Source organism: Pseudomonas frederiksbergensis (assembly GCF_000802155.2).
GTDB lineage: Bacteria > Pseudomonadota > Gammaproteobacteria > Pseudomonadales > Pseudomonadaceae > Aquipseudomonas > Aquipseudomonas frederiksbergensis_A.
The window spans coordinates 145,574-164,191 of sequence record NZ_JQGJ02000006.1; the positions used below are offsets into that span (position 1 = coordinate 145,574).

At 60.2% G+C, this 18,618-nt stretch carries 16 protein-coding genes; 6 read left to right on the top strand and 10 right to left on the bottom strand.

Annotated elements, in window-relative coordinates; translation table 11 throughout:
• Positions 1–6 precede the first annotated feature (6 nt).
• The 7 genes from algG to yaaA all read right to left on the bottom strand — a co-directional run bounded on the left by algG (position 7) and on the right by yaaA (position 10,309).
• On the bottom strand, positions 7–1,599 hold the full coding sequence (algG, locus tag JZ00_RS13990; protein ID WP_039591525.1) for a mannuronan 5-epimerase AlgG: 1,593 nt from the start codon (positions 1,597–1,599) through the stop codon (positions 7–9).
• Positions 1,600–1,625: 26 nt separating this feature from the next.
• The gene (locus tag JZ00_RS13995; RefSeq protein ID WP_039591657.1) at positions 1,626–3,110 is read right to left on the bottom strand and encodes an alginate export family protein; all 1,485 of its coding nucleotides are present in this window, start codon (positions 3,108–3,110) and stop codon (positions 1,626–1,628) included.
• A gap of 5 nt (positions 3,111–3,115) precedes the next feature.
• Positions 3,116–4,600: an alginate biosynthesis TPR repeat lipoprotein AlgK gene (algK, locus tag JZ00_RS14000; RefSeq protein ID WP_039591656.1), complete on the bottom strand. Its 1,485-nt coding sequence runs from the start codon at positions 4,598–4,600 to the stop codon at positions 3,116–3,118.
• A gap of 15 nt (positions 4,601–4,615) precedes the next feature.
• Complete coding sequence (locus JZ00_RS14005) at positions 4,616–5,785, bottom strand: alginate biosynthesis protein Alg44 (RefSeq protein WP_039591524.1); 1,170 nt, start codon at positions 5,783–5,785, stop codon at positions 4,616–4,618.
• Positions 5,786–5,820: 35 nt separating this feature from the next.
• Positions 5,821–7,302: a mannuronan synthase gene (gene alg8, locus JZ00_RS14010; protein ID WP_411829929.1), complete on the bottom strand. Its 1,482-nt coding sequence runs from the start codon at positions 7,300–7,302 to the stop codon at positions 5,821–5,823.
• Positions 7,303–7,402: 100 nt separating this feature from the next.
• A complete protein-coding gene (locus JZ00_RS14015; protein WP_039591522.1) occupies positions 7,403–8,719 on the bottom strand; it encodes a nucleotide sugar dehydrogenase in 1,317 nt (438 codons plus the stop codon).
• An 810-nt stretch (positions 8,720–9,529) separates the two neighbouring features.
• On the bottom strand, positions 9,530–10,309 hold the full coding sequence (gene yaaA, locus JZ00_RS14020; RefSeq protein WP_039591521.1) for a peroxide stress protein YaaA: 780 nt from the start codon (positions 10,307–10,309) through the stop codon (positions 9,530–9,532).
• 182 nt (positions 10,310–10,491) lie between these two features.
• Between yaaA and JZ00_RS14025 the strand changes: the two genes are divergently transcribed.
• From JZ00_RS14025 to JZ00_RS14050, 6 genes are all read left to right on the top strand, one after another.
• Positions 10,492–11,616 carry a polysaccharide deacetylase family protein gene (locus JZ00_RS14025; protein ID WP_039591520.1) on the top strand — a complete coding sequence of 375 codons (1,125 nt, stop codon included), beginning with the start codon at positions 10,492–10,494 and terminating at the stop codon, positions 11,614–11,616.
• Positions 11,617–11,951: 335 nt separating this feature from the next.
• Positions 11,952–13,346: a PhoH family protein gene (locus JZ00_RS14030; protein WP_039591519.1), complete on the top strand. Its 1,395-nt coding sequence runs from the start codon at positions 11,952–11,954 to the stop codon at positions 13,344–13,346.
• 168 nt (positions 13,347–13,514) lie between these two features.
• Entirely contained in the window at positions 13,515–13,988 is a 474-nt protein-coding gene (gene moaC / locus JZ00_RS14035; protein WP_039591518.1) for a cyclic pyranopterin monophosphate synthase MoaC, read from the top strand.
• Positions 13,985–14,227, top strand: a complete 243-nt coding sequence (gene moaD / locus JZ00_RS14040) for a molybdopterin converting factor subunit 1 (RefSeq protein ID WP_039591517.1) — start codon at positions 13,985–13,987, stop codon at positions 14,225–14,227. Before moaC ends, moaD begins: the two co-directional genes overlap by 4 nt.
• Before the next feature lie 3 nt (positions 14,228–14,230).
• Positions 14,231–14,683, top strand: coding sequence for a molybdopterin synthase catalytic subunit MoaE (moaE, locus tag JZ00_RS14045; protein ID WP_039591516.1), 453 nt, complete (start codon positions 14,231–14,233; stop codon positions 14,681–14,683).
• Between the two features lie 178 nt (positions 14,684–14,861).
• Positions 14,862–15,638, top strand: a complete 777-nt coding sequence (locus JZ00_RS14050; RefSeq protein ID WP_039591515.1) for an ABC transporter substrate-binding protein — start codon at positions 14,862–14,864, stop codon at positions 15,636–15,638.
• A 125-nt stretch (positions 15,639–15,763) separates the two neighbouring features.
• Here the strand turns inward: JZ00_RS14050 and JZ00_RS14055 are convergent, their stop codons facing one another.
• The 3 genes from JZ00_RS14055 to JZ00_RS14065 form a co-directional block, all read right to left on the bottom strand.
• A complete protein-coding gene (locus JZ00_RS14055; protein WP_039591514.1) occupies positions 15,764–16,390 on the bottom strand; it encodes a helix-turn-helix transcriptional regulator in 627 nt (208 codons plus the stop codon).
• Between the two features lie 72 nt (positions 16,391–16,462).
• A complete protein-coding gene (locus tag JZ00_RS14060; RefSeq protein WP_039591513.1) occupies positions 16,463–17,605 on the bottom strand; it encodes an NAD(P)/FAD-dependent oxidoreductase in 1,143 nt (380 codons plus the stop codon).
• Positions 17,606–17,666: 61 nt separating this feature from the next.
• On the bottom strand, positions 17,667–18,614 hold the full coding sequence (locus tag JZ00_RS14065; protein ID WP_039591512.1) for an ornithine cyclodeaminase family protein: 948 nt from the start codon (positions 18,612–18,614) through the stop codon (positions 17,667–17,669).
• Positions 18,615–18,618: the final 4 nt, after the last annotated feature.

The window sequence follows — 18,618 nt, forward strand, 5'->3', positions numbered from 1 at the left end:
CATTCCTCAGTCCCGCATTTCGGTCTGGCGTTCGACAGGGTCGATCAGCACGGCTTTTTGCTGGCGCACCAGCAGGTCGAGGATTTCGTCCTGGCGTTCACCCAGGATCCCCGTGAAGCTGATGCCGCTGGATTTGGTCGGCGCGAGCATGGACACGCGGTACAGCTCGACGCTCAACGGCGAGTCGATGGACAGCGGGCCGCTGCCATTGCCGGCCAGTTCGCCGCCGACCACGATCAGCGAGACCTGGGCGTCGAACGGGTCGAGCTTGATGTCCCGGTCGGTGTCCGACAGGTCCTTGATGTGGCCGTAGAGGCCGGTCAGGCCGTTGGCCATGGACAGGTTTTCGTACAGGCGGATGTTCACGCTGTTACGAATCCGGATGCCGTGGCGGCGGTTGCTGATCACCTTGTTGCCCCACAGCAGGTTGTCACCACTCTCATAGAGAGTGATGCCGTCGGTGTGGTTCTTGTAGATCTCGTTGTAGGCGATCACGTTGTTGATGCTGTTACGGTCGATCACCAGGCCCGAGAGTTTGTTGTCGTAGCTGCGGTTGTTGAAAATGAAGCTGTCGTTGACCTCACGGGAAATAATGATCCCGTGCTTCTTCTTGGTCCCGAACACAGTATTGTCGGCAATGATCAGCCGATGGGAACGGTCGTGCGGGTCGATGCCGTAGACGATGTTGTCTTTGTAGGTATTGCCCTTGACCACGAAGTCATTGGTTTCGTAGCAGTAGAAGCCGTACCACATGTCCGAGAACTCGGAACCGATGATCCAGCCGGTCGGTTCCGGGCGCTTGAGGACCTTGGCCATGTTTGGCGTGTACTGGGAAATACTCACCCCGTACGACTTACTGTTGGCGTAGCCGAAGCTGGCCATCTTCGAATTGACGATGTAGGTCTCGGTGCCGCCCCAGGCCAGCAGGAACGGACGAAACTCATTGGGCGAACGGAACGTGGCGGGGCCGTTGTCCTTCTCGCGCCAGCCGGTGACCTTGGTGTCGCTGATGAACATCCGGCCATCGTTGACCAGGAACGAGCCGCCCTCTTGGGACAGGCGCAGTTCCTGGGTCTGCTTGTCGATCTCCAGGATGCCTTTTTCGCCCACGACAATCGGAATCCGTGCCAGGAACACCCCTGGCGACGTTTCCTTGAGGTACTGCTTGGGCACCTTCTTGACCAGGTCCTTGAGGTTCATATAGCCGTCGTCGATGAAGATGGCCTGCGGGATGCCGTGCTGGCGCACCACCCACTCGGCCATCTTGTTGTCGCCGCCGATGAAGTCCTTCAAGGCGTTTTCCTGCATCATCCGCCGTACGCTGACCTTGCCGGGCTTGCTGCGCACGATCTTCGCCGCGACCGCTTCGGCGGTGTAGCCGGAGAGGTCGGGCAGGGTGGGCGCGGCCAGTTCCAGCGGTGCGGTTGGCGCGCTGCTGACGGTGTAGGTCTTGGCTTGTTGCAGTTCCTTGGCCACGTTGCCCGGCTTGACCACCGGTTCAACGTTGGCGAACGCCGACGAGCCGGCCAGCAGCATCGCCGCGGCCAACAGGCTGATCGAACCTTTCATCGCCTGGCTGTTCCTGAGGTAGCGGTTCATATCGGGCACTCCCATGGCCGTTCGCATCAGAAGCGCCAGATCACGTCGACAAAGGCGCGATGCATGTACGAATCGACCTCTTTGCCATAGGCGTCGCCTGGCTTGAACACGCCGCCACGAAAGCGCACCAGCGCCGACGGCTCATCTATGGATTGACTCAGCGCAGCCGGCAGCAGGCCTTGCTTGAAGTACTTGGTGACCACCAGGTCGACTTCCTGGCCCAGGTCCTTCTCGCCATCGCGCAGCGGCAGGGTCGAGGTGGACAAGATGGCGCCGGTCACGTCGTCGGTGTTGTTTTGCACGGCATTGATGCCATTGCTGCCCACCGTCTTGTTGCCGTCGACGCGCCAGAACTTGTGGTACACCAGGCTGGCGTCGTATTCGTCGCGCAACTGCCAGGAACCGAACAGGCTGGCGCTCTGGGTGTTGGCCATTTCGCCGCGGAAGGCTTCGCCGAAACGATGGACGCGCGAGCGGGTGCCGGTGAAGTTCGAGCGGTTGCTTTGCAGGCCGTTCTGTTCGTAGTCCTCGCTGGCCCGGGCATAAGCCGCACCGACTTGCCATTGCGGGTCCAGACGCAGGCGGATACCCAGGTCGGTTGCCCAGCCGTCGACGTCGTCGCTGCGCTTGAGCTGTGCCGGACGGGTGCCGTCGGCGTTGAGCGGGTTGACCGTGTCGCGGTCGCCGGTCATCCCGGTGACGCTTGCCCAGTAATTGACGGTATTGGTGTTGCGCCAGTTGTAGGCGTCGCTGTTGGCTTCCAGGCCGAGCCAGGTCAGGTCGCCATTCTGGGTCTTGTCCAGGGTGTCGATGGCCTGGCCCGGGATCGGGTAGTCGAGGCTGCCGTTGTCGTGGCTGTGGTGGGCGCGGATCCCGGCCCACTGGCCTGGCATCCATTGGTAGCCGACGTCACCGTAGACATGCATGCGATCCTCGTCCTGGGGCGACAGCTCCTTGAGGTCGGTGCGGTATTCGCTGAAACGTTCGGCCACGCCCAGGTTGGCGCGCAAAAGGGTGGTATCGAAGGTCCAGTTCAGGGCTTCGATGTTGGTGTCGCGCCACTGGCCGTCGTCATTGCGCAGGCGCTGGCGACCGAATTTCAACTGTTCGCCCGGATACTGGGTCAGGCCCCGGTAGCCGATCCAGAACTCGCGCATGGCCAGGTAGCTCTTCTTGGCCTCGCGGTCGCCGCTGTCGGTTTGTTGGGTCGCGTCATCCGACTGCTGCAGGGTGTCGGTCTCGATGATGTCGGTGGACGTCACGGCCTGGGCCATGGCGTAGGCGCTCCACGCGCCGCTTTCCCCGTAGATCCAGGGACGCAGGTCCAGGCCGACGCCGTTGACATCGCCACCGCGCTGGGTGCCAAGGTCGCGGTCATCTTCGGACTGGCCGGTAATCTTCACTTCTAGGCCGAAATTCTTGCTTTCGGTCAGCGCCGCCAGGGTCGGGCAGGACCACAGCAGGGCAAACGACAGGCCAATACCAGCCTGCACAAAAGGGTTGAGCTTCAAAAGCTTCATAGAGGTTCCTCGCCGTCATCTTCTTTTAGGGCTTGCAGTTCAAGCGTATCGGGGCTCATTGCGCCGCGAATGGCCTGCTCTTGTTGTAGCAGGCGTTGCGCTTGTGCAAGTTGTTCCGGCGGTAATTGCGCTTCGAGGGTCTGGGCAAGCTCGGTGGCCTGCGGGGTGTTCTGGACCTTGGCCAACTGGCTGAACACATAGGCGTTGACCGGGTTGGGCTTGGTGCCCTTGCCTTGGGAGAACAGCTGGGCAATGGCGTAGTCGGCGCTGTTCTGGCCGTTGCGGGCGGCCTTGAGCAGGTGATCCAGAGCCTTCTGCGAATACACCTGGCCCAGGTAGCCACGGCGATAGATCTGGCCGAGGTAGTAATCGGCGGCCACTTCGCGGCCCACGGCTTTCTGGAAATGCGCCTCGGCGACCTTGGCGTCGGCGGGCACCCATTTGCCTTCGTAGTACAGCTTGCCCAGCAACAGCTCGGCGCGAGGCTGGTCGGCCGCTCGGCCGTTTTCCAGGTACTGCATCATCTTGTCGACGTCACCCAGCTCGGGGAAATCGTAGAGCAGCTGAGCCAGGCTGACCCAGGAAGCGGGGTAGCCGGGGGCGATGCCTTCAAGCAGCGACTGGGCGGTTTTCTCGTCAGTCTTGCCCAGGCTCTGATCGGCCAGGACTCGGGCGACGCTGTCTACACGCTGGGCCGAGACCACGCCGCGGGCGTGACCGGCTTGCATTTGCTTGATCAGCTCGGCCTGCTGTTCCGGTTGGCCGCGTTTCTGATAGACCGTGGCCAGTTCGACGTAGCAGATGTCGGTGGTGGCCAACGCGGCTTTGCAGACCTTTTCCACTTCGTCCAGGTGCTGGTCGTAAGTGCCCTGGGTACGATAGAGCAGGATCTGCGCCAGGCCCGCTTCCGGGTAGCCGGCGCTGCGCCATTGGCTGATCTGCTGCTGTGCGTTGACGTTCGGGAAGCTATGGGGATATTGCAGGTACAGCATCGCCAGCGGGATCAAGGTGCTGCTTTCACCGTTGGCGAAGGCTTTCTTCAACAGGCCTTCGGCTTCGTGTTTTTCCGCTTCGGTGGAACCGGGCTTGGCCACCAGCAGGCGACCCAGGCGAGCCTGGGCCCGTGGCGAGATGTCAGCCGCGGCGCGGTAGGTCGCCTCGGCCTTTCTCATCTGCTCGGGGTCGCGGCTGTCCACCTGGATATCGGCCAGGCCGACCTGGGCTTCGCTGTAGCCCAGGTCTGCCAGTTGCTGATAGTTCTGCTGCGCCAGCGCCGTGTCGCCGCGCTTGAGGGCTTCGTTGGCCAGGCGCTGGTCGGGCAGGCCGGCGCAACCGGCCAGGCTCACTGCCAATGCCAGGGCACAGAGGGTTCCCACTTGGGAACGAGCTTGCGGCGCATCGTCCTGACCGCGTTGATCCTTTCGCGAGCAGGCTCGCTCCCACAGGGTCTGTGGGCTGTTCAGGATTTTTATAATGGTCACGGGCATATCCTCGACTTAAAGACCAACGGCCATGGCTTTGTCGATCAGCCAGTTCAGGCTTGGGCCACGATCGCTGACAACTTCCACCGGACGGCCGGCCAATGCGCTGTCGAGGGCTTCGTCAGGCTGGATCAGCACGCGGATATCGGAGGACAGGTCGGCGCTTTTCAGGCTGGTGCTGCTGACGATCTTGCCGGTGCGGGTGGCGTCTTCGCCGGCCACCTGGAAGCTGACCGGTGTACCTGGACGCACGTCGCCGAACTGACGATAGGAGAAGCGCGCTTCGACGTTGGCTTCGGCACCGCGTGGAACCAGTTGGAAGATCACGTCGCCCTTGCTGGCGTACTGGCCGTTGGAAACCAGTTGCTGGGCCACGATGCAATCGCATGGCGAGGTCAGGGTGCCGGTCATTTGCTTGCCGAACAGTTCTTCAACCTTGGCCGGCTGCAGTTGGTTGTCGTCCAGGTGACCCTTGAGCACGTCCAGCATGCTGGTGCTGAAAGTCGCCAGCGGAGCGCCCTTGGCGGCCAGGCCGTCGGCCTTGACCAGGCTCTGCACGGTGCCGTCGCGCGGCATGGTGATGGCCATGCCCGGTACGTTGACGATACCGGCCTGGGCGTGGCTGACGAAGTACATGCCGTACACCGACTTGAAGATGAAACCGAACGCCGCCAGGCCGACAACGAAGATGCCCAGGCTGAAGGTCACGGCGCGCAGGCGACCGAAGGCGCTCATGCCGCCGTTGTCGTCTTTCTGTTTGCGGGCCTTGGTGAAGTTGTCGCGCTGCAGGGTCGCCAGCACGTCACCGACGCCAACGATGTCGCCGGCCAGGTGCGAGGTGATGATGTGGCGCAGTGTCGAAATGTCACGCGGCTCCAGGTTCTGGAACTGGCAACCGGTGCGGCCGGTCTGGCGGTCGTAGGAACGGATCTGCAGTTCCACGTCCATGGCCAGGCCGAGGTTGTCGATCACGAACTGCAGGCGAGCCTTGTAGGTCTCGCCAACCTTGAGCGGCAGTTGGCCGGCGTTGAAGCACAGCCCACCGGCGGACAGGTCCAGGACCTTGACTTCCATGGGCGTACGGTCAGGGCCGAAGAAGCGCAACTTGGCCGGGATTTTGACCCGGGCGTGTTGGCGTTGGGCTTCGGATTCATGCACTACGTTGACGTTGACGGCGGTGTTCATAGGGGCGATTTCCTAGTTAATTCAGGCAAGTTCGGTCAGACCATCGTCAGCAGCACGGCGACAAAGATGCTGCCGGCGGAGAAGGTCATGGTCCGAGACGACCAGGTGTTGAACCAACGTTGAAAGCTGGCGAGATCACGGGTCAGGTGGGTGGGCTGGCGGGTCCAGGACTGTTGATCGAGGCGGAAGAACACATAGATCTTCACCAGCGCGCCGACGATCTGGTTGTAATAGAGAATCGCCGGGTAGGCCGGGCCGATCCGGTGTCCGGAGCACGACAGCAGCAGGGTCAGGAGCAACCGCGTGATGCCGATCCACAACAGGTACACCAGGATGAACGCGGTGCCGTACTTGACGCTGGCGATGATCGCCACGGTCAGGCCCAGCAGCGAAGTCCACATCGACACGCGCTGGTCGAACAGCACCACCGAAGTGAACAGGCCCAGACGCCGCAGACCCAGGCCCAGGGCCCGGGAGTTCTGCCGCAAGTTGTTGCCGTACCAACGGAACATCAACTTGCGACTCGCCTTGATGAAGCTTTTTTCCGGCGGATGTTCCACCGTGTTGATGGCCGCGTCCGGCACGTAGAACGTGTCGTAGCCCAGGCGCATCAGGCTGAACCAACTCGACTTGTCGTCACCGGTGAGGAACTTGAAGCGGCCCAGGCGCCAGTGTTGCAGCGAGTCGCTTTCCACGTCGGCGATGAAGTCCGGGTTGGTGACCACGGTCGCGCGGAATACGGACATGCGTCCGGTCATGGTCAACACGCGCTTGGACAGGGCCATGGAGCACATGTTGATGTGACGCTGGGCGAAACGCAGCTTGTGCCACTCGCTCATGATGTAGCCGCCGCGTACTTCGCAGAACTCGTTGGTGGTCAGGCCGCCGACGTTGCCGAACAGCTGGAACCACGGCACGGTCTTGCGCACCACGCCCTCTGCGAGGACGGTGTCGCCATCGATCACCGCGACCACTGCGCGATCGTCCGGCAGGTGGCGGGAGATGGCGCGGAAACCGTAGGCCAGGCCATCACGCTTGCCGGTACCGGGGATGCGCACGAAGTCCAGCTTGACGTGTTCCGGTGGGTTCATGCGAGCCCAGAGGCTCTTGACCAGCAACTCGTCGGACATTTCCACGATGGAGCAAACCACGGTGGTGGGCAGCCCGCACTCGATGGCTTCGCGAATCACCGAGCCATAGACCTGGGCGGTGGTCAGTGCGTCGATGCGAAAGCTGGTGACCATCAGGTACACATGGGACGGGTCCGCCGCCTTGCCCAACTTGCGTACCTTGCGGCGCAGGTGTGGGTAGACGATGTACAGGAAGATCATGCCGCGCACGAAATGCGTCGCTCCCATGGAGTAACGCCAGATGCCCACGGCACCGATCAGGAAAATGAAATCCTTGGATTCGGAGTCGAACGTGGACGTGGGCAACGCCGTGGCGATGCCCATCAGTAAACTCAAGTAAAACAGCCAACCGGCGGCCTGAAGCAGGCCGTGCTTTAGCCTGTGCATAATCTGCATCCGTCTCTATCTCGGGCGGGCCTTGTGGGCGGCCCGATGGGTTAAGGCAGGCGAAAGGCCGGCCGGGACGAATCCCGGCCGGCAAACAGACTTACCAGCAGATACCTTCGGTCCGGCCATTCGGAGAGGTGGCCTTGGACATGAAGCCAACCAGGTCGATGACCTGCTTGCCTTCCGGTACGTTCTCGGTCAGCGCGCGGAACTTCTCGTCGCGGTTACCCAGGATGATGATGTCGGAGCTGTCGATCACCGAGTCGAAGTCGGCGTTGAGCAAGGACGAGACGTGAGGAATCTTCGACTCGATGTAATCCTTGTTCGCACCGTGGACACGAGCGTATTCGACGTTGCTGTCGTAGATCTTCAAGTCGAAGCCCTTGCCGATCAGCATTTCCGCCAGCTCTACCAGTGGGCTTTCACGCAGGTCGTCGGTACCGGCCTTGAAGCTCAGGCCCAGCAGGGCGACTTTGCGCTTGTCGTGGCTGGAAACGATGTCGAACGCGTTCTGCACTTGGGATTCGTTGCTGCGCATCAGCGAGTTGAGCAGCGGCGCTTCGACGTCCAGCGAGCTTGCGCGATAGGTCAGGGCGCGCACGTCCTTTGGCAGGCACGAACCGCCGAAGGCGAAGCCAGGGCGCATGTAGTACTGGGAAAGGTTCAGCGCCTTGTCCTGGCAGACCACGTCCATCACTTCACGACCATCGACGCCGACAGCCTTGGCGATGTTGCCGATCTCGTTGGCAAACGTCACCTTGGTGGCGTGCCAGACGTTGCAGGTGTACTTGATCATCTCGGCGACGGCGATGTCCTTGCGGATGATCGGCGCATCGAGCTCTTCGTACAGCGATTGCAGGACATCGCCCGAGGCGGTGTCGAACTCGCCGATGACGGTCATTGGCGGCTGGTCGTAGTCCTTGATCGCGGTGCTTTCACGCAGGAACTCAGGGTTGACCGCGACGCCGAAATCAACGCCGGCTTTCTTGCCGGAGCAGTCTTCGAGGATCGGGATGACCACGTTGGCAACGGTGCCTGGCAGTACAGTACTGCGAACCACGATGGTGTGGCGGGTGGACTTCTCGCGCAGGACAAAACCGATTTCACGGCACACTGCTTCGATGTAGTTCAGTTCCAGGTCGCCATTCTTTTTACTTGGCGTGCCAACGCAAATCATGGACAGGTCAGTATCACGAATTGCTTCGGCGAAGTTGGTAGTACCACGCAGTCGGCCGGTTTGAATGCCTTGCGCCAACAGCTCGCCAAGACCCGGTTCAACGATCGGGGATTTACCCGCGTTGATCATGTCGATTTTGTCTTTGGCGACATCTACGCCAACTACGTCATGGCCCCGTGCAGACAGGCAACCGGCACATACTGCACCGACGTAACCCAAACCAAATATGCTAATGCGCATCGCATTTACCTCTGTTTTCACGCCATTAAATGGCCGGAGTTAATAGTGTTCAGCGGTCATCGTGCACTCGGAAGTGTGGAATGCAGGCGCCACAGTGCCGTGTGCAGGCATACAAAAGTTCCGAGTGACTAAATAATTGCACTCAAGTTGTGCGCAAAGCGGCCTAGTTGTTATGACCTGCCCTGTTATGCAGCCAGTCCTCGTTGGCGGGACGTCCGTGCAAAAGATCTTTCACTTCAGACTCCTGGCAAAAAGCCCACAAAATCAGAAGCTTGTGTGCTCGGGTGAGCACGTTAATAGGGGCGCAGCCTTGGCCTTGTAGGGGATAGTAATGGTGCGTTATCTCCCGTCCTTTTAGGGTGGATCCAATTAGACGACCGTTTCGCTAAGTTGTCGTTACAACTCGGTTACTTCGGACGACGTGCTATGTAAGTTATCTCGTACACGCTCGGCGAGAATCGTTACGGGTGGTATGAGCCGTGCAATTTCACATAGTTCCGATCCGCTCATCGCCATTTTCGAAATTTTTCGAAATATCTGCTTAGATGGCACTGCCCTCATAGTGATAGCACTTGCGATTTTGGCCTTTAGTTTCGGGGAGTTGGGGAGGGTAGATAGTTTTGTGCCACTACCGATGAAAAATTTCCGTGCCACTACGGAAAAATCTGACATTTGTCGAGTGAAAGAAAAGTTAGCGCAGGGTGTGTTGGTTTTATTGACGCCAATAAAGTGTCAATTGGTATGGGGAACTGCGATGACATCTAGCGGTGTGATCGAGGCCCCTTATAGGGGCCTGAAAGAGGCGTTGCGTTATTGCGGGGCGTGGTCGCGCAAGAAGACCAGTTTTTGTGGTGAAGATTGTTCGGGGTTGTAGCGATAACCCTGCACGTCGAATGCCTTGAGTGCCGCGGGGTCATCGATGCGCTGCTCAATGACAAATCGGCTCATCAGGCCCCTGGCTTTTTTGGCGTAGAAACTGATGATTTTGTACTGGCCGTTCTTGAGATCCTTGAATTCGGTATCGATCACGCGTGCTTTCAGTGCACTGCGTTTTACCGCCGTGAAGTATTCATTGGACGCCAGGTTCAACAATACGTCGTCACCCTGTTCGGCCAGGGCTTCGTTCAACCATTCGCTGATGCGGGTGCCCCAGAACGCATATAGGTCCTTGCCCCGGGCGTTGGCCAGCTTCGTGCCCATCTCCAGGCGATAAGGCTGCATCAGGTCCAGTGGGCGCAGCAGGCCATACAAGCCTGACAGCATGCGCAGGTGCTGCTGGGCGTAGTCGAGATCGGCTTCACCGAGGCTTTGCGCGTCGAGGCCGGTATAAACGTCGCCCTTGAAGGCGAGCAACGCCTGTTTGGCGTTGGCCGGAGTGAACGCCGGGTTCCAACTGCCGAACCGCGCGGCGTTGAGGCCGCCGATCTTGTCCGAAACGTGCATCAGTTCGCTGATCTGGGCCGGCGACAGTTCACGCAGTTGCTCGACCAATTCCTGGGAATGGTCCAGGTACTGCGGCAGGGTGAAGCGCTCGATGGCCGGCGGTGTTTCGAAATCGAGGGTCTTGGCGGGGGAAATCACCATCAGCATGCAAACGTCTCCTTTGAGGGTGCGGCGATTCTAGGGGGTTGTACGGGTGGACTCCAGCTATTGGGTTGATAGGGGATGGATGGTGAGCAAGCCAGGTTCATCAGGAAGGAGGCGGTCGCACAAGAGCGTCACACCAGGATCAGCTATCATGCCGCGCGGGTTTCGTTATGGAGACATCCCCTTTGCGTATCGTCCTTCTACTGTCGGCCTGGTTGTTGAGTTTCGCTGCGGTCGCCGCACCCAACGATGTCGCCACCCTGGACCGCAGCACCTGGCCTGAGCAACTCGGCAACCCGACGCTGTTCGATGTCGCCTCGCGGGCCGAAATCCTGATGTTCGCCCGGGTGTTGCTGGACATCGACGCCATGGATGAAGTGGCGCTCAAGCAGTACCTTGGGTTGCGCTCGGTCAATATGGCGGCGGTCGACGCGCTGCGCGCACGGCTTTGGCAACGCCTGCTATCGAGCTACAACTTCGCCCAGCGAAGTTGCGAACTGGACGCCTCCTTCTGCTATCTGGTCGAAGACATGGGGACCTTGAAGGAGGAGGCGGGCAGGTTCCAGCTCGATGACAACTCGTATTACATCAAGTGGGCCGAGCCGAGCCGGATCTTCCATACCCACTATCGGGATGAACTGCTGCGCAAGGCGGCCCTGTTCCCTCAAGTCAGCAGCGAAGTCGAGCGTTTTGGCGATTACGAGCGCAACGGCGAGCAGATGAACGACCGGCTGTTTTTGCTGACCTTCGACAGCGGCGCCAATGTCGCGCCGGATAACACCCCGTGGCTGACGGAATACCTGCGCAAATCGAACATGAACGGCACGTTCTTCGTACTGGGCAAGGATATCCAGGCGCGGCTTGCGGATCGCTCGGTCAACGATCTCCAGGCCCTTTATTCGCGACAATGCGTCGGCGTGCAGGGCTGGGAGTTTCGCTCTCACAGTTTCTGGCAGGATTGGCAGGATTCGGTGCGGCGCAGCGTCGATCTGGTCAAGGGCAAGCTGCCGGAGAACTTCGTGCCGCTGTTCCGCCCGCCCCAAGGCCAGCGCCGGGGCGATGCGCAATCGTTTTTCCGGACCCAGGGTTTGCAAGTGGCACTGTGGGACATTGATCCCCAGGACAGCGCGAACCGTCTCAAGCCCGAACAGAGCGCCCAGCGAGCACTGACCCTCATGCTGTTGTGGCGCCATGGCGTGATCAACTTCAACGCCAAGCAGGACGCAGTGAAAATCGCGCTGCCCTGGCTCATTGCGCAAACGGCACAAAGCGGGATCGGTTGGGAGGATTGTCAGGACGCGTTTCGCTGAGGGACGAAGGTCCCGGAAACATTGGGCAGGACGGGTTTTCTGGCACGCATTCGGTGCGACCCGACTTCCGACTTTAACGGTGCGGCAGCGGTACGCCAAGGGTTATTCGTCACTCTGAAAAATAAACTTCAAAAAAGCGTCAAAGTGCTTTTTCCTGTCATGTGTTTTGGAGTATCAAGAAGTCAGACCGCCGAAACCTGCAACACAGGTGGCGTCTTCCAAGACCCAGATTGTGTGCAGTTCGCCCGAATCGTCGCGGGTGAATTCGGTGGCTACCTCGAGGCGCAGCACTGTCACGGTATTGCGTCGAATGGCCCCCACAAAGGTGACCGAGTATGGATGACCACGGACGTAGCCCTTCCTCCAACCAGCCAATCCTGTATGTACTCGATACCAACGTATTGATCCACGATCCAAACGCGCTGCTGAACTTCGAAGAACACCACGTTGCCCTTCCGATGACCGTCCTTGAAGAGCTGGACAAGCTCAAGAGCGGGCATCACAGCGTGGCGGCCGAATGTCGCCAGGCGATCCGCCTGATCGACAAGACCCTGGGGGACGCCTCTCCCGAAGACGTCGAGCTGGGCGTGCCGATCCAGCGCGGCAAAAGCGGTCCCAAGGGCTTGCTCTCGATCCTGATGAGCAAGCGCACCGAGCCCAACCTGGTACTGCCCGAACACCTGAACGACAACATCATCATCAACCAATTGATCGACCTGCACGCGCGCAACAAGGACCAAGCCGTGGTGCTGGTGACCAAAGACATCAACATGCGCCTCAAGGCCCGCGCCTGCGGGATAGCGGCCGAGGACTACAGCACCGACCAACTGGTCGACGACGTGTCGCTGCTGCCCAACGGCTATCACACGATGACCGGCTCCTTCTGGGACCGCGTAAGCAAGGTCGAAACCCGTCAGGACCACGGGCGCACCTGGCACCAGGTGCAACTGATCGACAACCTGCCGGCGGTGCACCTCAACGAATTCATCATTGACGAACAAGGCTTCGTCGGCTGGATCAAGGAAATCCAGGTCGACAAACTGCTGATTCTCGACCTGCATCAGGAACCCCTGTTGCATCAAGAGGCATGGGGCCTCAAGCCTCGTGACATCTACCAAAGCCTGGCGCTGTTCGCCTTGCTCGATCCGGACATCCACCTGGTCAACCTGTCCGGCGCCGCCGGCTCCGGCAAGACCATCCTGGCCCTGGCCGCCGCCATCGAGCAGACCATGGTCAGCAAACGCTACCGGCGCATCATCGCCACCCGCAGCGTGCAGGGCCTCGACCAGGAGATCGGCTTCCTGCCCGGCACCGAAGCGGAAAAAATGGAGCCGTGGCTGGGCGCAATCACCGACAACCTCGAAGCCTTGCACATGGACGACGAAAGCACCCATGGCAGCGTCGACTACATCCTCAGCAAAGTGCCGTTGCAGTTCAAATCCCTCAACTACATCCGGGGTCGCAGCTTCCAGCAGAGCCTGATCCTGATCGACGAATGCCAGAACCTGACCCCGCACCAGATGAAAACCATCATCACCCGTGCCGGCGCCGGTTCCAAAGTGGTGTGCCTGGGTAACCTGGCACAGATCGACACCCCTTACCTGTCCGCGACCAGCTCCGGGCTGACCTACCTGACCGAACGTTTCAAGGACTTCCCCAACGGCGTCCACATCACCCTGCAAGGCGTACCGCGCTCGATCCTGGCCGAATACGCTGAGTCTCATCTGTAATTGATTCATCAGAACCGGGCAACCTCACCGTTGCCTGGTTTTTTATGGCTGCTGGCAATTCCCTGTGTGCGAGCTTGCAGATCCAGGATGGACATGGGTGCGACAATCAGCCCTGCCGGAATCTGACCCACGGGTTTACAATCCTTGCTCCTGATCAGGAGTAACCCTGTGCTGACTCATCTCGATTCCCAAGGTCGCGCCAACATGGTCGACGTGACCGACAAGGCCGTGACCTTCCGTGAAGCCACCGCCGAAGCCTTTGTACGCATGCTGCCCGACACCCTGCAAATGATCGTCAGTGGCGGCCACCCCAAGGGCGATGTATTTGCCGTTGCCCGTATTGCCGGTATCCAGGCTGCCAAGAAAACCAGCGACCTGATTCCCCTCTGCCACCCGCTGATGCTCACCAGCGTCAAGGTCGAGCTCAATGCCGAAGGTGAGGATCGCGTGCGCATCGTTGCCCGTTGCAAACTGTCGGGGCAGACCGGTGTGGAAATGGAAGCGCTCACCGCCGCCAGCGTCGCCGCGCTGACCATCTACGACATGTGCAAGGCCGTGGACCGTGCCATGACCATCGAAGGCGTGCGGGTGCTGGAAAAACTCGGCGGCAAGAGCGGCCATTTCCAGGCGGATGCCCCATGAAAATCACCGTGAAATTTTTTGCGCGCTATCGTGAAGCGCTTGGCGTGGATTCGGTACAGGTCGAAGGCGATTTTTCCACCGTCGAGGATGTGCGCGCGTTGCTTGCGCAGCGCGACGGCGCCGAGGTCCTGAAGGAGCAGAACCTGATGTGTGCGCGCAACGAAGAGCTGTGCCAGCTCGACGAACCATTGGCAGACGGTGACGAAGTCGCGTTTTTCCCCACCGTGACCGGAGGCTGAACCATGGCCATTCGTGTGCAGGTCGAGCCGTTCGATCCGGGAGTTGAAGTCAATGCGATGCACGCGGCCAATGTCGGCGTGGGAGCGGTGGTGAGCTTTGTCGGCTACGTGCGTGATTTCAATGACGGTCTCGATGTGTCGGGGATGTTCCTGGAGCATTACCCGGGCATGACCGAAAAAGCCCTGGGCAAGATCGCCATCGAGGCCGAGCAGCGCTGGCCGTTGCTCAAGCTCGAAGTGCTGCACCGCATCGGCGCCCTGGAGCCGGGTGAGCCGATTGTTTTTGTCGGCGCTGCCAGCGCCCATCGCCAGGCGGCGTTCGACGCCTGCGCCTTTGTGATGGATTACCTCAAGACCCGTGCGCCGTTCTGGAAGAAGGAAAACACCGTCGACGGCCCGCGCTGGGTGGAAGGGCGTGACAGTGATCATGCGGCGGCGGATCGCTGGAAGCAGTAGGCAGCCTGTCATTCTTTTGTTGCTTGCGAATGCGCGATTCGCGAGCAGCCTCCCATCGCATTCCCCTGTTTATCCAATTGACGACATGTACATTAAAGTCCAGTATGGATTTATAAGTACAAAGTAGTCGCGTCCACCTTTCTCTGCCAAACCAACAACAACCCGCGAGAGAACGACCATGAAGAAACTCCCCCTCATTACCGGCCTGGCCTTGAGCCTGTTGGCCTCCAGCAGTCTGTTCGCCGCCGAGAAAACCTTGCGCATCGGTATCGAGGCCGCTTATCCACCGTTTGCTTCCAAGACCTCGGAAGGCAAGATCGAAGGTTTCGACTACGACATAGGCAATGCCTTGTGCGCGCAGATGCAGGTCAAGTGCGAGTGGATCGAAGGGGAGTTCGACGGACTGATCCCGTCCCTCAAGGTGAAGAAGATCGACTTGGCGCTGTCGTCCATGACCATCACCGAAGAGCGCAAGAAGTCGGTGGATTTCACCCACAAGTACTATTTCACTTCGTCGCGGCTGGTAATGAAGGAAGGCGCTGTAGTCGATGACCAGTACGCCAGCCTTAAGGGCAAGACCGTGGGCGTGCAGCGGGCCACCACCACGGATCGTTTCGCCACGGAAGTCTTCGAGCCAAAAGGCGTGACGGTCAAGCGCTACAGCAATAACGAAGAAATCTACATGGATCTGGCGTCGGGGCGCCTGGACGCGATTTTCGCCGACACGATCCCGCTGGAAGATTTCCTGTCGATGCCTCGTGGCAAGGGCTACGCGTTTGTCGGGCCGGAGCTCAAGGATCCGAAATACGTCGGTGAGGGTGCCGGGATTGCGGTGCGCAAAGGCAATACCCAACTGGTGGCGGACTTGAACGCGGCCATCGACGGGATTAGGGCCAATGGCGAGTACCAGAAGATCCAGGCCAAGTATTTCAAGTCGGATATCTACGGAGACTGATACATCGCCTTCGCTAGCAGGTTAGCTCCCACAGGAATTTGCGTCGTGCACGATATTTGTGTGCAACAAAATCAAATGTGGAAGCGAGACTGCTCGCGAAGGCGTCAGGCCATGCGACACAAACCTCAGCCCTTCAACTCCTTCAGATGTTTGTACACCGTCGCCCGCCCCATGTTCAGCACGTTCGCCACATAGTTGGACGCGCTCTTGCCCTTGAATGCACCCTCGGCATGCAGTGCCAGTACCAGCTCGCGCTTGTGGTCGCGGTTCAGCAGGTTCAGGCTCAGTTGACGCTCGCGCATCCAGGCGTGGAGGAAGGTGTTGATCCGCTCCTGCCAATCATCGCGAAACAGCGAGTCCGGCTGTGCAATCAACTTGCTCGGTGACAAGAACAGGTCCAGCGCTGCCTTGGCGTTTTCAAACAGCGAGATATTCAGGTTGATGCACAGCACCGCCAGCGGGTGGCCGTCTGCGTCTCGCAGCACGCTGCTGAGGCTGCGGATTTTCTGGCCGTCCCAATTCAACTTCTCGTATGGCCCGATGTTTCGTTCGCTGACGTCTTCGCTGAGCATGTCTTCCAAGGACGAGTCGTTGCCCACTTCGCGCTTGGACAGGTTGTTGGCGATGTAATCGACCCGTTGCGTGCGCAGGTCATGCAACACCACTTCAGCGTGGGGATAGAACAGCGTGGCGATGGCATCGGCGATAGTGCGGAAATTATCCAGTGCCGGATCGGCTTGCGGGGCATTCATGACAGGACTCCAGGCAGTCAGCGCCCCGTGAAGCAGGGGCGCGAGGGAGTGTGCCGCAATCGTGGAGATGCGTCACCTTGGTGAAGGTCCGCCCAGGCGTGCGGGTGACAACATCGCAGCGTTCAGGCCGAAACGGGCCAAGGGTTCGGGCAATGGTTCTCCGCGCACCAGGGCCGCGCTGGCCTGGCCCATGGCGGGGGAGGTCTGGATGCCGTAGCCGCCTTGGGCCGCGACCCAGAAAAGGCCGGGCACATGTGGATCGAAACCGGCCAGTAGATCGCCGTCGTGCACGAAACTGCGCAGTCCGGCCCAGGTGCGAGTCGGGCGGCGGATGGTCAGGGTGGTCGCTTCTTCGATCTGGTAGATACCCATGGCGATGTCCAGCTCTTCGGGCTGTACGTCGTGAGGCTCGACGGGATCGGCATTGGCGGGCGAACCGAGGAACATGCCGGCGTCCGGCTTCATGTAGAAGGACTCGTCGAGGCTCACCAACATCGGCCAGTCATGAATGTCCACGCCCTCGGGGCCGGCGAAAATGAATGCTGCCCGCCGCTTTGGTTGCAGCCCCAGCTTGGGCGCACCGGCCATTTCGGCCACTTGGTCGGCCCAGGCGCCGGCCGCGTTGATCAGCACGGGCGCGCAGAAAGTCTGGCTGGCGGTTCTGACCTGCCATTGCCCTTGATCGTCCCGGATCAAGTCGAGCACTTCGCTGTCGGTGTGCACCTCGCCGCCGCTGCGACGAATGCCGCGCAAGTAACCTTGGTGCAGCGCATCGGTGTCGATGTCACAGGCAGTGGGGTCATAGATCGCGCCGTGGACTTTTTCCCGCCGCAATATCGGCAGCCGCACGCAGGCTTCTTCGGCGCTGAGCAGCTGCATCTGCGGCACCGTGGCCTTGGCGCTGAGGTATTGGTTGTTCAGTTCGGTCGGGTCACCGGTGAAATCCACAGTCATCTCGCCGCGTGGTGTGAGCAACGGATGCTCGCAGAAACCGGTTGGCGGGGCGTCGAAAAAATCCCGGCTGGCCTGGGTCAACGCCCTTACCTGTGGCGTGCCATAAGCGGCGGTGTACAGCGCCGCCGAGCGTCCGGTGGAATGGTAGGCCGGATGAGTTTCGCGTTCGAGCACAATGACCCGGCCGTGGGGCGCGAGCCAGTAGCCGGTGGAGGCACCGGCGATGCCGCCGCCGATGATGATGAAGTCTGCTTGTGTCATGGAGCGCTCCTGTCGAACACGGTGCCGGAGAGTTTGAAATCCCGCCGGGACTACAGTGGTGTCAGTTATGAAGTCGATACAGCGCATTCGCCAGCGCAACATCTTCCAGCCCCAACCCGATGGAGCGGAAGAACACATGGCGCTCGTAGTTCGGCTGCGCCACCCGTTCGCTCAGCAGGTCAGGCAAGTCACCGACGATACTCGATGCCTGCCAGCCATGTTGCTCGCTGGCGATCAGCATCTCGCCGGCCGAGCCCGGAGTGGTCTGACGATAGTCACAGAACACGTCCATATCGTTGAGGCGCTCGGGCGGCACTTCATGGGCGCGTGGGGCGTTGGTGCTGATGGAGGTGATCAGCGCAGGTTTAACCAGGGCCTGTGGATCAAGCACCGCTTTGGCGGACGAGGTGCAGAGCATCACCACGTCGGCGTCCTGTAGCGCGGCTTCAAGGGTGTCGCAAATCTGCAGGCGTGGGTCCAGGTCGGTGATCAGCGCGAGATCTTCAGGTGCCCGGTCTCTCAGGCTTGGTGAATAGAGACTGATGCCCTGCCAATCCCGCAGTCCCTTGACGTACTGCACATGGGCGCGCGCCACTGCGCCACTGCCGATTACCGCCAGGCGCTTGGCCTCGAGGGGAGCGAGGGCATCGATGGCAACGGCGGTCGTCGCGGCGGTGCGGACCGTTGTCAGCAGGGCTGCGTCACACAGCAACAACGGCAGGCCGGTCTGCATAGACATCAGCAAAGTCCAGGCGGTAACCAATGGGCCTTGCTCACGGACGATATAGGGCGAGGTCTTGATCCCGTAGACCTGGTCTTCAGCCAGCACGCCCAGGTAATTGATGAAGTCCCCGGCGCCTTGAGGGAAAACCACCAACTGCTGGGCTGGTTGCACTGCTTGTCCGGCGGCGAGATCGCGGAACAGCTTGCGCAGGATCTGCGGCACATCGACGTGTTCGAGCAGCGCTCGGGCCTGGGCTTGGGTCATGACTTGAGGCGTGCTGGTCATCGTG

Bases quoted from the DNA above. Each gene is read 5' to 3' on its own strand.
- algG (WP_039591525.1), bottom strand. From the start codon at position 1,599: ATGAACCGCTACCTCAGGAACAGCCAGGCGATGAAAGGTTCGATCAGC.
- JZ00_RS14005 (WP_039591524.1), bottom strand. From the start codon at position 5,785: ATGAACACCGCCGTCAACGTCAACGTAGTGCATGAATCCGAAGCCCAA.
- alg8 (WP_411829929.1), bottom strand. From the start codon at position 7,302: ATGCACAGGCTAAAGCACGGCCTGCTTCAGGCCGCCGGTTGGCTGTTT.
- JZ00_RS14015 (WP_039591522.1), bottom strand. From the start codon at position 8,719: ATGCGCATTAGCATATTTGGTTTGGGTTACGTCGGTGCAGTATGTGCC.
- yaaA (WP_039591521.1), bottom strand. From the start codon at position 10,309: ATGCTGATGGTGATTTCCCCCGCCAAGACCCTCGATTTCGAAACACCG.
- JZ00_RS14030 (WP_039591519.1), top strand. From the start codon at position 11,952: ATGGATGACCACGGACGTAGCCCTTCCTCCAACCAGCCAATCCTGTAT.
- moaD (WP_039591517.1), top strand. From the start codon at position 13,985: ATGAAAATCACCGTGAAATTTTTTGCGCGCTATCGTGAAGCGCTTGGC.
- moaE (WP_039591516.1), top strand. From the start codon at position 14,231: ATGGCCATTCGTGTGCAGGTCGAGCCGTTCGATCCGGGAGTTGAAGTC.
- JZ00_RS14050 (WP_039591515.1), top strand. From the start codon at position 14,862: ATGAAGAAACTCCCCCTCATTACCGGCCTGGCCTTGAGCCTGTTGGCC.
- JZ00_RS14055 (WP_039591514.1), bottom strand. From the start codon at position 16,390: ATGAATGCCCCGCAAGCCGATCCGGCACTGGATAATTTCCGCACTATC.
- JZ00_RS14060 (WP_039591513.1), bottom strand. From the start codon at position 17,605: ATGACACAAGCAGACTTCATCATCATCGGCGGCGGCATCGCCGGTGCC.
- JZ00_RS14065 (WP_039591512.1), bottom strand. From the start codon at position 18,614: ATGACCAGCACGCCTCAAGTCATGACCCAAGCCCAGGCCCGAGCGCTG.